17 protein-coding genes are annotated in these 14,018 nt (G+C 29.2%); all 17 read right to left on the minus strand.

The features are described 5' to 3' along the window. Window positions 1–61 precede the first annotated feature (61 nt). The 17 genes from CURI_RS08470 to CURI_RS08550 all read right to left on the minus strand — a co-directional run bounded on the left by CURI_RS08470 (window position 62) and on the right by CURI_RS08550 (window position 13,976). Window positions 62–1,306 carry a uracil-xanthine permease family protein gene (locus CURI_RS08470; protein ID WP_014967836.1) on the minus strand — a complete coding sequence of 415 codons (1,245 nt, stop codon included), beginning with the start codon at window positions 1,304–1,306 and terminating at the stop codon, window positions 62–64. Window positions 1,307–1,396: 90 nt separating this feature from the next. Next, window positions 1,397–1,930, minus strand: a complete 534-nt coding sequence (pyrR, locus tag CURI_RS08475; protein ID WP_014967837.1) for a bifunctional pyr operon transcriptional regulator/uracil phosphoribosyltransferase PyrR — start codon at window positions 1,928–1,930, stop codon at window positions 1,397–1,399. Between the two features lie 185 nt (window positions 1,931–2,115). After that, window positions 2,116–3,024, minus strand: a complete 909-nt coding sequence (locus CURI_RS08480; protein WP_014967838.1) for an RluA family pseudouridine synthase — start codon at window positions 3,022–3,024, stop codon at window positions 2,116–2,118. A 7-nt stretch (window positions 3,025–3,031) separates the two neighbouring features. Next, entirely contained in the window at window positions 3,032–3,502 is a 471-nt protein-coding gene (gene lspA, locus CURI_RS08485) for a signal peptidase II (RefSeq protein WP_014967839.1), read from the minus strand. Window positions 3,503–3,646: 144 nt separating this feature from the next. Next, window positions 3,647–4,282 carry a TraR/DksA C4-type zinc finger protein gene (locus CURI_RS08490; protein ID WP_014967840.1) on the minus strand — a complete coding sequence of 212 codons (636 nt, stop codon included), beginning with the start codon at window positions 4,280–4,282 and terminating at the stop codon, window positions 3,647–3,649. 10 nt (window positions 4,283–4,292) lie between these two features. Continuing rightward, window positions 4,293–4,571 (minus strand): DUF5665 domain-containing protein, encoded by a 279-nt coding sequence (locus tag CURI_RS08495; protein ID WP_228370408.1) that lies wholly within the window; start codon window positions 4,569–4,571, stop codon window positions 4,293–4,295. 144 nt (window positions 4,572–4,715) lie between these two features. Continuing rightward, the gene (locus CURI_RS08500; RefSeq protein WP_014967842.1) at window positions 4,716–5,456 is read right to left on the minus strand and encodes a DivIVA domain-containing protein; all 741 of its coding nucleotides are present in this window, start codon (window positions 5,454–5,456) and stop codon (window positions 4,716–4,718) included. A gap of 15 nt (window positions 5,457–5,471) precedes the next feature. Continuing rightward, the gene (locus tag CURI_RS08505) at window positions 5,472–6,260 is read right to left on the minus strand and encodes a YlmH family RNA-binding protein (RefSeq protein WP_014967843.1); all 789 of its coding nucleotides are present in this window, start codon (window positions 6,258–6,260) and stop codon (window positions 5,472–5,474) included. A 74-nt stretch (window positions 6,261–6,334) separates the two neighbouring features. Continuing rightward, on the minus strand, window positions 6,335–6,784 hold the full coding sequence (locus tag CURI_RS08510) for a cell division protein SepF (protein ID WP_014967844.1): 450 nt from the start codon (window positions 6,782–6,784) through the stop codon (window positions 6,335–6,337). Between the two features lie 30 nt (window positions 6,785–6,814). Next, window positions 6,815–7,522 carry a YggS family pyridoxal phosphate-dependent enzyme gene (locus tag CURI_RS08515; RefSeq protein ID WP_014967845.1) on the minus strand — a complete coding sequence of 236 codons (708 nt, stop codon included), beginning with the start codon at window positions 7,520–7,522 and terminating at the stop codon, window positions 6,815–6,817. After that, complete coding sequence (locus tag CURI_RS08520) at window positions 7,509–8,813, minus strand: biotin/lipoyl attachment domain-containing protein (RefSeq protein WP_014967846.1); 1,305 nt, start codon at window positions 8,811–8,813, stop codon at window positions 7,509–7,511. Before CURI_RS08520 ends, CURI_RS08515 begins: the two co-directional genes overlap by 14 nt. A gap of 73 nt (window positions 8,814–8,886) precedes the next feature. Continuing rightward, complete coding sequence (locus CURI_RS08525) at window positions 8,887–9,270, minus strand: hypothetical protein (RefSeq protein ID WP_014967847.1); 384 nt, start codon at window positions 9,268–9,270, stop codon at window positions 8,887–8,889. A 190-nt stretch (window positions 9,271–9,460) separates the two neighbouring features. After that, the gene (spoIVA, locus tag CURI_RS08530) at window positions 9,461–10,939 is read right to left on the minus strand and encodes a stage IV sporulation protein A (RefSeq protein ID WP_014967848.1); all 1,479 of its coding nucleotides are present in this window, start codon (window positions 10,937–10,939) and stop codon (window positions 9,461–9,463) included. Between the two features lie 156 nt (window positions 10,940–11,095). Continuing rightward, a complete protein-coding gene (locus CURI_RS08535; RefSeq protein WP_041701704.1) occupies window positions 11,096–11,317 on the minus strand; it encodes a YdbC family protein in 222 nt (73 codons plus the stop codon). 200 nt (window positions 11,318–11,517) lie between these two features. Next, entirely contained in the window at window positions 11,518–12,084 is a 567-nt protein-coding gene (locus CURI_RS08540; RefSeq protein WP_014967849.1) for a class I SAM-dependent methyltransferase, read from the minus strand. A 172-nt stretch (window positions 12,085–12,256) separates the two neighbouring features. Beyond that, entirely contained in the window at window positions 12,257–13,372 is a 1,116-nt protein-coding gene (locus CURI_RS08545) for an RNA-guided endonuclease InsQ/TnpB family protein (protein ID WP_014967850.1), read from the minus strand. After that, entirely contained in the window at window positions 13,350–13,976 is a 627-nt protein-coding gene (locus tag CURI_RS08550; protein WP_014967851.1) for an IS607 family transposase, read from the minus strand. Before CURI_RS08550 ends, CURI_RS08545 begins: the two co-directional genes overlap by 23 nt. Window positions 13,977–14,018: the final 42 nt, after the last annotated feature.

The raw sequence follows: 14,018 nt of genomic DNA on the forward strand, positions 1-14,018 counted from the left end.
GACACTAATAAAAAATAGGCATTCTATAAAGATTTATTCTTTGATAGAATGCCTATTTTTATTAATCCATATTTTTTACATCTATTTTCTTTGTCTCTGGTAAAAGCTTATTTACAATTATTCCTACTAGTGCCGCTAAACTTACTCCTGTGATACTAATGTTTTGTCCAAACTGAATTCCAACTACACCTTGAAAGTTTGGATCTACTTTTAATATCTCAGATCCTATTCCTATTATTAATATAAGTCCTGATATTAATAAATTTCTATTGTCTGTAAAGTCTATATCTGAGCTTGCAATTGTTCTCATCCCAACACTAGTTATCATACTGAAAAGAACTACACTTACCCCACCCATTACTGGTTCAGGTATTGTTTGTAATATAGCTCCAAATTTACCTAAAAATCCAAGGATTACAGCTATCATTGCAGCCAATCTTAGTATACTTGGGTCATATACTTTTGTAACTGCAAGTACACTCGTATTTTCACCATAAGTAGTATTAGCTGGTCCACCTATTAATCCTGCAAACGTGGTTGCTAAACCATCTCCCATAAGTGTTCTGTGAAGTCCTGGATCTTCATAAAAGTTCTTACCAACAACTGCACCATTAGTTGTTATATCTCCTATATGTTCCATAAACGTTGCCAACACTACTGGTGCTATTATAGCTATTGCACCTATATCAAATATAGGTAATGTAAAGTTTGCTAAACTAAACATCTTAGCTTGTACAATTGGTGCATAATCTATTAAATTTAATGCTGCAGAAAGACCATATCCAACTATAACTCCAACAAGTATTGGTATTATCTTTAAAAATCCTCTTGCAAATATTGAAGTTATTGCTACAGTAACTATAACTACAAATGATACCAGCCAGTTTTTTGATGCCATACTTAAGGCTACCGGGCTTAAGCTAAGTCCTATCACCATTATCATAGGTCCTGTTACAACAGGAGGAAAGAAACTTTTTACTCTATTTACTCCAAATATCATAACTATAAAAGATAGTAATATATATAAAAGACCAGCAACTATTATTCCACCTTGTGCATATCTTAAATCTCCAAATTGGCTTGCTACTACCTGTATAACTGTTATAAATGCAAAACTTGATCCTACGAAAACTGGTACTTTTCTTTTAGTGCATAAGTGAAATATAAGAGTTCCTATACCTGCTGTTATAAGTGCAATTGATGGATCTAAGCCTGTCAAAATAGGAACTAAAACTGTAGCTCCAAACATAGCAATAACATGCTGAATTCCTAGTACTAACCTTTTCACTTTTTCTATTTTGGACATAAAAAAACCTCCTTATTCTTTTAGGAGGGAGACATTATCTCCCCTTTTCAGCCTCTCTGGACTGATTTAAAAGGTAACTGTATAAAGTTATCAATCTTTTTCTATAACTACTTCACTTACATCATCCACTTCTTTAAACTTAACATTTACTATTTCTTCTACTGAAGTAGGTACATTTTTTCCTACAAAATCTGGTCTTATAGGAAACTCTCTATGTCCTCTATCTATAAGGACTGCTAATTGTACTTTTTTTGGTCTACCTTTATCTACTAGTGCATCTAAAGCTGCTCTTACAGTTCTTCCTGTATACAATACATCATCTACAAGTATTACTGTTTTGTTTGTAATATCATGATCAAATTCTTCATTCAGTATAGGGGTATCACTAACTTCTGTTAAATCATCTCTATAGAGAGTTATATCAAGTGTTAAAACTGGTATTTGTATACCTTCTATTTGACTTATCCTATCTGCTAGCTTATTGGCAAATGGTATACCTCTAGTTCTTATTCCTACTAATACTAGATCCTCTGTACCTTTATTTCTTTCTATAATCTCATGTGCTAATCTAGTAATTGCTCTACTTATAGCATTTTCATCCATTATGATTGTCTTTGGTTTCATTTATAGTCCTCCAATCAATATAATAAATAAAGCTTCTTATCGGTTGATAAGAAGCTAAGTTACATTATAGCATTAATTCCCTACTATAAAGCCGTATTCCTTATCAACCTCTCGGGTCAATTTAAAGGTCCATTTCTCCGTCATTAAAATACTAACATAGTTCGACATATTTGTCCAACAATTATTTATTTTCTTAATTTTAATATTATATTTTTAAAATATTCTGGAATTTCAGAGTCAAATTCCAAATATTTTTTAGTTCTAGGGTGAATAAATCCTAAAGTTTTTGCGTGCAATAACTGTCCTTTTAATTTAAACTTCTGATTTTTATATCCATAAACAGGATCTCCTACCACAGGATGATTTATAAATGCCATATGAACTCTTATTTGATGAGTCCTTCCAGTCTCTAGTTGTGCTTCTATTAAAGTGTATTTTTCAAATCTTTCTAAAACTTTAAAGTGGGTTATAGCTTCTTTACTATTTTTATCAGTAACCGTCATTTTTTTCCTATCAATAGGATGTCTTCCTATTGGTGCATTTATCGTTCCACTATCTTCTTTTATATTTCCTTCTACTAGTGCATAGTACTTTCTCGTAGTACTATGTTCTTTCAACTGTTGTGCTAAATCTTCATGAGCAAAGTTATTTTTCGCTATCATCAAAAGTCCGGATGTATCTTTATCTATCCTATGAACTATTCCTGGTCTCATTTTGTTATTTATATTGGATAATGTCCTAAAGTGATATAATAGTGCATTTACTAGTGTCCCACTATAGTTACCAGGAGCAGGGTGAACAACCATTCCCTGTGGTTTATTTATTACAGCCACATCTTCATCATTATAAACCATGTCTATAGGTATATTTTCTGAAATTATTTCTAATTCTTGCTCTTGTGGGAGAGATACTACTATATGATCTCCTGTCCTAACTATATATCTAGGCTTTACATTTTTGTTATTTACCTTAACTAGTTCATCTTTTATTAGCCTTTGTATATGTGCTCTAGACGTTTCATTTAACTGTTGGGTTAAATAAGCATCTATCCTTTCATCATCTTCTTCATCTACGAATATCTCTATTATCTCCATAATAAAATCACTCTTTCTCTACCTCTATTTCATATTTATTAGTCATGATTAAGTAAATCATAAGAAAAGTTCCTATCACTATAAATGTATCGGCAAAATTAAACACTGGAAAATCATAAAGCTTTCCAAATGTCACATCTATAAAATCTACTACATATGCTAGTCTTATTCTATCGATTAAATTACCAATAGCTCCCCCTATAATCATAAAAAGAGAATATCTTGTTAGTTTAGTCAAATTCTTATTACTTTTTATGTACACTAATATTCCTATTATCACTAAAGATGTTAGTATGATAAAAAAAGTTCTTTGATTTTGAAGTATTCCCCAAGCTGCTCCTGGGTTCCTAACATAATTTAGCTTTAAAAAGTTATCTATTATAACAAAAGGCTCTTGATTCTCTAGATACATAACCGCAAAATACTTACTTATTTGATCAACAAGTATAGTTCCTAATACAAGTAAAGTAGCTAACATTTTTTCCCTCCTCGAAATAGTATATTATTGATACATTATACTATATAATTTTAAGGTATATTAGTTTTATTTACAATATAAAGCTAAAATAAGGTTAATTTAATATTATAATCAACCTTATTTTAATTTTAAATCTATGTCGTTTTATAGTTGTTGCTTATAGTAATCTTCAGATATTTTTTCAACTTCTTCAACTGCACCTACATCTTCATCTTCATCTAAAATACCAAGTTGGTCTCCTGTTCCATAAGATGGATCTCCTGCTACTCTATTAAACCTATCCACTGCTTGCCAACTGTCTTCACCATCAAATATTACTTCTTCTTTCCTGGAAGAGTCTTTGAATGTTCTTCCATATGGATATCTGAGATTTTCTTCCTCTATAGGTCTATATCCTAATTTATCTCTAAAAGTATCGTTCTTTTTATCTTCATTTTCACATTTTATACACATTGATGCATAAGGAATTATCTCTAATCGCTCTTCATCTATTTCTTTTCCACATTCTTGGCACTTTCCGTACTCACCAGATTCAATCTTTGATAATGCATTTTCAACTTTAGATAAAAGAACTTCTTCGTTTCCCCTAAGATTAGCATTGTGTCCTGCGATAAATACTTCCGTGCCTATATCTGCTGGATGATTATCATAAAGGGATAATTCCGTACTAAATTCTTGTCTATCTCCAGAGTTTTTATCCATAAGATCTATAGTTTCTAATATACTATTTCTTTCTTCTAATAGTATTTTTCTAAACTTACTTGTTTTTTCCTTATGCATATATTCCCTCCTATATATTTTTTTGAACGATTCTTACTATCTCTGCTATAAAATCTCCTATAAGTGGAATATTCCAAGCTATAATATGCTGAAGCATATATATAACTATAGCTCCAAGTATAGTAAATCCTATCGCCATTCCAAATCCTCTTGCTATTCCTCCTAAGAAGTTTACATACAATAATCTTCTAGTATTACTTACTAAATCTACATATTCAAAAATCTTAGATTTTTCAAGTCTTATATTTAATTCATCGATTTTTTTTCTAAGTTCATCTTCCTTATTCACTACTAAAAATCCCCCTTTAACAATATTAATTTTCCCTATAATATATATTTTATTAGTGTATGTAATTAACATATAAGTTCATTTTTAATTCATTTTCATATAAAAAAACTAGAAAACTATACGTTTGTTTTCTAGTTTTTTGCACTAAATGACATCTTCTTTTATAGATCCATCTAGTATTTTATCCTTAGTATCTAGGTCATAATTATCAATTTCAATATTTTTAAATACTCTTTCTTCATCTGTAGTTTTGTATGTATCTAATATATCTCCATCTATTTGCCTATTAATACCTTTAAATTCGAATTCATCATCTCTGTCTCTATGGTTAAGATTTTTTCTACTTCCATCATCTTCTTCAATATAACTTTCTATTGTTTCTATTTGAGAATTTAAAAGAGCTTTAAACCTTGTCTTAAAAACAATCATATCTTTTCTTGTACTTTCATACTCATTTTTAATTTTTACAACTTCATCCTGTGCTTTTTCAATCATGCTTCTAGCTCTTTTTTCAGATTCTTCTATTATATTATTTGCTTTCTTACCTGCATCTACTAATTCTTCTTCTGCTGTTTTTCTAACATTTTTAGCTTTTTCTTCAGATTCCTCTATTATAAGATCACCTTTTTTTCTAGCGTTTACTATTACTTCTTCTGCAGTAGTTTGAGCAACTATTAATGTTTTTTGAAGTGTATCTTCTAGTGCTGCGTAATGCTTTATCTGATCATTTAACATGGATATTTTATCTTTAAGTTCTAAGTTTTCTTTATACACCTGCTCGTAGTCTACTATTATTTCGTCTAAAAAGCTATCTACTTCTATTTCTTTATAGCCTCTTAGCCCTTTAGTAAACTCTTTATTTTGAATATCTAATGGTGTAAGCATTTTATCATCTCCCTATCATTTATAAATTCTAACGGTTACTTTATCTTTTCCTTTTTTACTTTTACCTAGTTCACTTATTATTTTTATTCTTCCAAATCCCCTTATAGATATAACATCGTCTTCACCTATTTCATAAGATGCATTTAATATAGGTTGCCAATTCACTTTTACTTTACCTTGAGCTATTTGATTAGCACTCTTGCTTCTGGATAAATTGCATACTCCGCTTATTAATGCATCTAGTCTTAGAGAAGAAATGGTAGTTTGTATATCTTCAAATTCCTCTTTAGTTTTCTCTATTTCCCCTAAACTTATTTGTCTAACAGTAACGTTTTCTCTTCCAATATTTTTTAAATTATAAATTACAAAATCCAACAATTCTTTATGTAATAATATAATAGCAAAATCTTCATATATGTTTATATCTCCAACCTTTTCCCTTTTAATCCCTAATCCTAAAATTGCACCAAGGTAATCTTTATGTCTTAAGTTTGTAAATTTAAAATTTCCTTCAATTTTTATTGCTTTTATAGGATTTTCTATATTTTCTTTACTCATGTATTCTGGAAATATTATTATGGACTTCCTTTCCGAATCTTCAAGTCCACCTTCTTCATAATAAGATACGTCTAATCTATTTAATATTGAGTGGGAAAGTTTTCTTTGATAAGGATCTAAAAAATCAGTATATTCTACGTCGTGATGTCTCAGAACACTTTCAATTTTGTCAAGTATTTTTCTCATCACTATATGTTGTTCTTTATCTTGTATGTGTTCTATATATTTTGTCTTATCTCCTATCATTTTACACCCCATAAAGTGAATTTAGAATATTTTAAAAATCCAGCTGGAATATTCCAGCTGAATTTTCTTTTACACTATAGTTTTTGCCAAGGAAATATTCCTTTGCTTTTAAGTTCTTCTTTTAAATTTGAATCTATTTCTACATTGCTTGGTGCTACTATAAATATATCCTTAGTTACTTTTTGTATATTTCCTTCAAGCGCATATATTGCTCCGTTCACAAAGTCAAATACCTGTTTTTTTATTTCTATATGAGTACTTTCTAAGTTTAAAACTACAAGTTTTTTGACTTTTAAATCTTCAACTATCCTTGTTACTTCATCATATTTTTTAGGTTCATAAATTGCTAATTTTATAGTACTATTTGTATGTGTATGTATATTTACTATCTTGTTATTTTTAACCATACCTCTTGTAACAGGAACCTCTAATTCTTCTACCTCTTCTTCTACCTCTTCAATTTCTTCTTCAAAATCCTCTAATCCTGCAAGATATTTGATTTTATTTAGTATACCGTTACTCATTTTTATTCCCCCATTCTTTTATTTTGTTAATTATTTATATATTCTCTCTCCAAAAACTCCTGTTCCTACTCTTATCATGTTTGCCCCTTCTTCTAAAGCTATATCATAGTCATTAGTCATTCCCATTGATAAGTATTTCATATCTACATTTTCATTAATTTTTTCTTTTATAGTTTCAAATAATTTCTTTAACTCTCTAAATACAAATCTTACCTTCTCTGTATCTTCTTCATATGGAGCCATCGTCATTAAGCCTTTAATTTTTATATTTTTATAATTTTGTATAGACTCAATAAAAGATATTGCTTCTTCTAGCTTAAGTCCAAATTTACTTTCTTCTTCAGCTACATTAACTTGTACCAATACTTTTGCCACGATATTATTTTGACTTGCTCTCTTTTGTATCTCATCTGCCAAACTCTTTCTGTCAAGCGAATGTATAAGCTCAACTTTATCAATTATATACTTAACTTTATTTGTTTGAAGATGCCCTATCATATGCCACTTAACATCTCCTTTTATTTTATCGTACTTTTCCTGAATTTCTTGAACTTTATTTTCACCTATATTTGCTATTCCTAGACTTATTGATTCATTTATTCTATCAACGTCTATAGTTTTTGTAACCCCTATTAAAGTTATATCCTCAGAGCTAATGCCCTTGTTTTTAGCTATTTCATTTATTTTGTCATTTATATATAATAAGTTTTCTTTTATGCTAATCTTAATCGCCTCCATTGTAGTCTACTATTTGTCCTTCTTTAACTTTACTCCCATCTAAAAAAACTTCATCAAAAAGTTTTAGTGTTCTAACCAACTCTTTTTTTCCATTATTCATTATTTCAATTTGACTATTCAGTCCTTCTTCTATTATGCTATATTCATCATCTTTTCCTATAATTTTTATTGGAATAAATGTTACTATACCACTTACATCTTTTATAAAAGCTCCTTGCACCCCATCTTTTTCTACTATTGAACTATTATGAATTTTAAGTCCTTCATAACTTTCTTTTATTAGTTGCAAGTCAATATATCTTTCATTATAAAATTTATGTAAATAGTCTTTAAATTTAACTATTAAAAGCGTTTCTTTTTTTGATTTATCTAACTTTACTACAGTTCCTTTTAGTTTCTCATTGCTTTTAACTAAGTTTATTGAAACATTATCTCCTTCTTTTATTTCATCTATCTGCTTATTGTCAGCTTTAAACATAACGAACCATTCTTGTTCCTCTACTATTTTAAAAATAGGATCTCCTATTTTCACAGCATTCTTATCTTTTACGGTCGTCTTATTTTCTTTTAACAACTTATAGTCTGATATTTTATACTTGTCCAATTCTTTAGATGAAAACTTGCTCTCTAACCCATCTATGGTAGTACTAACAATACCTGCTGTTTGTGAGTAGTACGTTAAACTAGAGCTTTTCATTTTCTGAACAATATCATTTCTTTTTTTCATCAGGGTATCTATTTGATCAGCCACTAGTTTCTTTTCACTAGATATTGCATCTTTTTTATTTGTTACGATTAATAATCTATCTTTAAGTCTTTTTACTTCCTCATAATTTTGTTCTGATATATTGTTTTGTAACGACACCATTATATAATCAATCTCATCTTGATTCTTTTTAATATCTTCCTTTAGCATATCATTTTGAGATGATAGTCTTTTTTTGTGTTCTTCAATTTCTCTATCTACTTCTTCAAGTTCTTTTTTATAGTTATTAAAAGTTTCATTTTTGATTTCAGCAATGTTTATTCCTTTGCTTACCTTTGTACCGCTTTTCACCTTAAGTGATATGTCACCTTGCGATTCTGCCCTATAGACAACTTCATCTCTTAACACTATTCCTTCGCAATCTACTGATTCTACTATAGTTCCATTCTCTATAGGGGTTGTTTTAGCCTTTGAAGCTATCAATATCGGTATTGACCTTATGGTGAAATATACTAATATTATTATAATTAGAAGAAGTCTTAATATATTTTTCTTTTTAGTTTTTTTCTTCTTTTTTTTGTCCACCGATTTGTCACCTCATCCTATTTAAATTATTTCTTCACAAGTTTTTATATTCCTTTATTTTTTTCAGCTAAAGTTAAAAAGCTTTGAAAAATCTTCCATACTTACTTATAATCTTTACCCTCTTTATTTTATCCACCTTAAACTTTTTCACTTCATCCCTATGAGTTACCAGCATTAATTCATTTTGCTTAATCTTAGCACCAATTACGATTCCCTCTATCATTTCATTCCCAGGTAGTGTTATTTTAACTTCATCTCCAGATCTAATTTCTTGCCCACCTAGCATAAATATTTTTATTTCAGCTTCATCTATGCAATCCTGAGTAACTGACTTCTTATCTATTATTATGGTATTATCCATTAAATTTATCTTTTCTTTTATCACAACAAGAACATACCCAATTATACAGACTAAAAACATAGTTATTAAAAATATCTGTAATTCAAAAAATATCATCCCATTTACCCACTTTCTATAGTTCTATGTTATATAGTTACAGTATAGCATAAATACATTTACATGTTCAATTTTTATAAGTTTAAATTTGGAATATAAAAATAAAGTAGGATAGACTTTTATGTTAATATAAAAATCTATCCTACTTTATTTTCTATGCTATTATTTAACTTTAGTTACAATTAATAATCTATATTATTATGCAAATAAGTCCTCCACTTCCTTCATTGACAATTCTTTGAAGAGTTCTTTGCATTTTGCCTCTTGCATCTTCTGGCAGCATATTTAATTTACCTTCTAGCTGTTCTTTAACTAAGTCATGAAGTGACTTTCCAAACATATTCGACTCCCATATTTTAGAAGGATCTGTCTCAAACTCTTCCAATAGATAGTTTACAAGCTCTTCACTTTGCTTTTCAGTTCCTATCAATGGAGAAACTTCTGTAGTTATATCCGCTCTGATTAAATGTAAGCTTGGAGCCATAGCTCTTAATTTTACCCCAAATCTATTTCCTTGTTTAAATATCTCAGGCTCCGCTAAATCAAGTTCTTCTAAACTTGGAGGTACTAATCCATATCCCGACATTTTAGCATCTAACAGCGCACTTTCTATTTTATCATACTCTCTTTTAGATCTTGCTAAGTTTGTAACAAGTCCTAATATCTCGTGTTCTCCTTCTATTTCATATCCTGTAAGTTCGTTTAATATTTGGTACAGTAAGTTGCTTTGTACTTTCATTTGTATATCAGCAACTCCTTCTCCCAGTTTTATCTCCTTAACTAGTACATCTTCTACTATATCTAAATCATGAAGACCCGATAACGAATCTTCTATCTCACTAAGCCTTTGTAAATTTTGTATTGTGTCTTTAATAGAGTCTAGTATTGTTGACTTTACCCAGTGAGTTTTTGGCAGTCCTTCTATCCACTCTGGTAATTCTATATTTATCTCTTTTATAGGGAACTCTAATAATACTTTTTCCAGTAATTGATTAATATCCTCTATCTCTAGATTTAAGCAATCCATTATTACTACAGGAACTTTATATTTATCTTCTAAACTTTCTTTAAGTGCTATAGTACTATCTAGTTCTGGATGTTTAGAGTTTAAAAGAATTACAAAAGGTTTTTCTATTTCTTTTAATTCATTTATTACTCTTTCTTCTGCACTTATGTAACTTTGTCTATCTATATCTGTAATAGATCCATCAGTAGTTACTACTATACCTATAGTAGAATGATCTGCTATTACCTTTCTAGTTCCTATTTCTGCCGCTTCCTCAAAAGGTATTTCCTTTTCATACCAAGGTGTAGTTACCATTCTCGGTGTGCTATTTTCTTCATGTCCTAATGCTCCACTTACTAAATAACCTACACAATCTACCATTCGTACTTGAAACTTCACATTATCTTTTAATGTCAATTCTATCGCTTCATTTGGTACAAACTTTGGCTCTGTAGTCATTATAGTTTTACCGGATCCACTTATAGGTAGCTCATCATTAGCTCTTTCCTTTTTATATTTGTTATCAATGTTTGGCAAAACCAGTTTTTCCATGAAACGCTTTATGAGTGTCGATTTACCCGTTCTAACTGGTCCAACAACTCCTATGTAAATGTCTCCATCTGTTCTTTCTGATATATCTTTATATATATTATACTTATCCAAAATTTTCCCTCCTCGTAATATAAATATGGATAACTTTAGTTCAAAAAAGTTTTACTTGTTTATATATATGTCTTATAGTTCTGTTTATGACAGATTAAAATAAAAAAACGTAAGAAGTTTTAAAAATAAAATACTTCTTACGTTTTTTTATTGATTTTATAATTTCATTTCATTAAGTATGTCTCTAAGACTCTTTAATTCTTCTGTGGACAGTGTTACTCCTTTTCCCATCTTTTCATCTTGTGGTGCCCAATCTCTTATATCATACTTGGCTTCTCTACCATTCCAACTTATACTTCTTAATTCTTTTGTCCAACCTTTTGGTGATTCAGATAACACTCCAAAACCTTCTTTTACTTCATACTTTATTTCTGCCATAATTACACCTCTTTATTTAAATATCTTACAAGCTTTGTATTTCTATTTTTTGTTACTTACAATAGTTTGATTTAACATATCTTTCTAATATAAAAATTATAAACCTTTGTATGTCATTTTACCACCACTAACTCTTTGAACTTTAATCTTTTTTATAAGCCATTATAAAAAATCAGGCTAATTTTTTCATAGCTTTTATACTATTTAAGTTTGAAGATATATCCATCTAAATATCCTCGTTCTTCTATTAGATGATCATATTTAATCAGTATTAATTCATCACTTACATTAATAAATTCGTTTTCTTCTAAGCAATATTTTCTTGGAAATTCTTTTTCCTCTGCCTGTCTGAAATTAAAAGAACACAGTATTATAATTCCATTTTTATTTAATAGCTGAGGTAATATTTTAAACATCTCTAGTGTAGGCTTAAAGCAACTGATTATAATATTATCGAATTTACCTAACCTTGTGATCTCACTTATATTATCTAAGTCAAATATTTTTGTATTAATAGAAACATGGTTTAGTTCACTAAAATATAGTAATCTTTTAATAGCTTCTTCAGAAAAGTCTACTCCTGTAACATCAAAGCCATACTTAGATAAAAATATTGCATTTCTACCATCACCACAAGCTAAATCAAGTAAGCTTCCTTTGTTTAGAAAGCTAATATTGTTTTTAATATAAAACGATGGCTCCTTCAGTTCATTATCACGCTGTCTATACTTTTCTGACCAGTGTTCTCTATTTGATTCATCTTTCATCTATTTACCGTTGCCAAAACCTTATAAAACTCTATAAAGCTTGTTTAATTCCCTGTTCATTATGTCCGATTTTGTTGTTCTAAGAACTTACTACTTTCGTTTGATATAACACTCCGAGGGCTTAACTTCGGATACAACGACTCCTACACCTCAAACATAACTGTTTCGGTAGTTATGCTGAATATCTGCTTAAATTAATTGATGCATTTAAATCTCTGTCAATAGTTGCACCACACTCTTCACAGATATAAGTTCTTTCTGATAGTGATAATTTAGCTTTTATATGTCCACACTTACTACATGTCTTTGACGATGGATACCATTTATCTGCTTCATCAAACTCAATTCCATAGAATTCACTTTTATATTGAAGTTGTCTTTTAAACTCATATAGTCCTTGTTTGGCTATAGCTTTTGATAAATGTTTATTTTTCATCATTCCTTTTATATTAAGTGTTTCCATTACTACTCTTGATGGCTTGGTTTTCACTATCTTTGTAGTTGATTGGTGTAAGTGGTTGTTTCTAATATTAGATAGTCTTCTATGAAGTAATCTAATTTGCTTTTCTAGTTTTATAATGTTGCTTGTTTTGACGAACTTCCTCCCTTCTTTATTTAATTCATATTTTCTTGATACTTTACGTTGCAACCTACGTAATCTTTTTTCTAATTTTTTTACTGACCCTGTTTTATTAATATTTTTAAAAATCATTCCATTAGAACATACAGCAAGGTCTTTAATTCCAATATCTATTCCTATACTTTCATCAGTTAATTCTACTTTTGGATTTTGCTTCTCAACGCCTACCGATATATACCAATACTTCCCATCAAAACTTACTCTTGGATTAGTGTATTTCACATTCATTGGTATTTGTTCTGATGTTTTTATCCAGCCTACTTTTTCTATAAGAATCTGTTTATGTTTAACTTTTAGCTTTACATTGTCATTATAAAATGATGGTTTGCTTTTTCTTTTGCTTTTAAATCTTGGTTTATCTGCTAACCCTTTAAAGAATCTTTTATAAGCATTACAAGCATCTTTTACAGCCTGTTTTGCTATATTATTGGACACTTCTTTAAGCCATTTATATTCTTCTGCTTGTTTCATTAAAATGATTTCTTTTCTTAAATTTCCATCATTTATAAATTTACCACCTTTTTTATAATTATCTTCTTCTCTTGCAAGTGCCCAGTTATATATATATCTTGCAGTTCCAACGGATTTCCAAAGTTGTTGTTCTTGTTCTGTATTAGGTATAATTCTAATCTTCTTCGCCAGTATCATCCTCTAACAACTCCTTAATCATTTTCTTTGCTTTATTTGCTTTTTTACCTTGAAGTCTACAACTAAAGACTGTAACAATTTGAATTAAATCTTCAACTAATTCCTGTTCTTCTGTCTTTTCAGTATTATCTATAATTTCAATAGTAGTTCCATACTTATTACATAAATTTTCTATTATTTCAAAGCCAAATCTTAACAGCCTATCTTTATATAGAATTACTACCTTTTCAACTTCTGAATTAGTTATCATATCTATTAGTTGATTTAATCCTTTTTTATTGTAGTTAATTCCACTTCCTATATCTTGTATTATTTCAAACTGATAACCTTTTGCTATCATATATGTTTTAACATTTTCAATTTGACGTTCCAAATCGTCTTTTTGTTTGTGAGAACTAACTCTACAATATCCTATTATTTTTTTAGTTTTTGTTTGAATACCTTTAATACCTAAAAAATGATTAAGTTGCTCTTGTGAATAATACCTATATCCAGTTGGTGCAACGTGATGTGGCTTTAATATATCTTTTTTATCCCACTCTCTTAATGTTTGAGGATTTTTACCTATACGTTTTGCAAATTCTCCTATTGAATAATATTTCATCTTTATCACCTCTTGAATTTATTATAATACAATCATTATATA

The organism is Gottschalkia acidurici 9a, assembly GCF_000299355.1.
GTDB lineage: Bacteria > Bacillota > Clostridia > Tissierellales > Gottschalkiaceae > Gottschalkia > Gottschalkia acidurici.

Bases quoted from the DNA above. Each gene is read 5' to 3' on its own strand.
- CURI_RS08470 (WP_014967836.1), bottom strand. From the start codon at position 1,306: ATGTCCAAAATAGAAAAAGTGAAAAGGTTAGTACTAGGAATTCAGCAT.
- pyrR (WP_014967837.1), bottom strand. From the start codon at position 1,930: ATGAAACCAAAGACAATCATAATGGATGAAAATGCTATAAGTAGAGCA.
- CURI_RS08480 (WP_014967838.1), bottom strand. From the start codon at position 3,024: ATGGAGATAATAGAGATATTCGTAGATGAAGAAGATGATGAAAGGATA.
- lspA (WP_014967839.1), bottom strand. From the start codon at position 3,502: ATGTTAGCTACTTTACTTGTATTAGGAACTATACTTGTTGATCAAATA.
- CURI_RS08490 (WP_014967840.1), bottom strand. From the start codon at position 4,282: ATGCATAAGGAAAAAACAAGTAAGTTTAGAAAAATACTATTAGAAGAA.
- CURI_RS08500 (WP_014967842.1), bottom strand. From the start codon at position 5,456: ATGCTTACACCATTAGATATTCAAAATAAAGAGTTTACTAAAGGGCTA.
- CURI_RS08505 (WP_014967843.1), bottom strand. From the start codon at position 6,260: ATGATAGGAGATAAGACAAAATATATAGAACACATACAAGATAAAGAA.
- CURI_RS08510 (WP_014967844.1), bottom strand. From the start codon at position 6,784: ATGAGTAACGGTATACTAAATAAAATCAAATATCTTGCAGGATTAGAG.
- CURI_RS08515 (WP_014967845.1), bottom strand. From the start codon at position 7,522: ATGGAGGCGATTAAGATTAGCATAAAAGAAAACTTATTATATATAAAT.
- CURI_RS08525 (WP_014967847.1), bottom strand. From the start codon at position 9,270: ATGATATTTTTTGAATTACAGATATTTTTAATAACTATGTTTTTAGTC.
- CURI_RS08535 (WP_041701704.1), bottom strand. From the start codon at position 11,317: ATGGCAGAAATAAAGTATGAAGTAAAAGAAGGTTTTGGAGTGTTATCT.
- CURI_RS08540 (WP_014967849.1), bottom strand. From the start codon at position 12,084: ATGAAAGATGAATCAAATAGAGAACACTGGTCAGAAAAGTATAGACAG.
- CURI_RS08545 (WP_014967850.1), bottom strand. From the start codon at position 13,372: ATGATACTGGCGAAGAAGATTAGAATTATACCTAATACAGAACAAGAA.
- CURI_RS08550 (WP_014967851.1), bottom strand. From the start codon at position 13,976: ATGAAATATTATTCAATAGGAGAATTTGCAAAACGTATAGGTAAAAAT.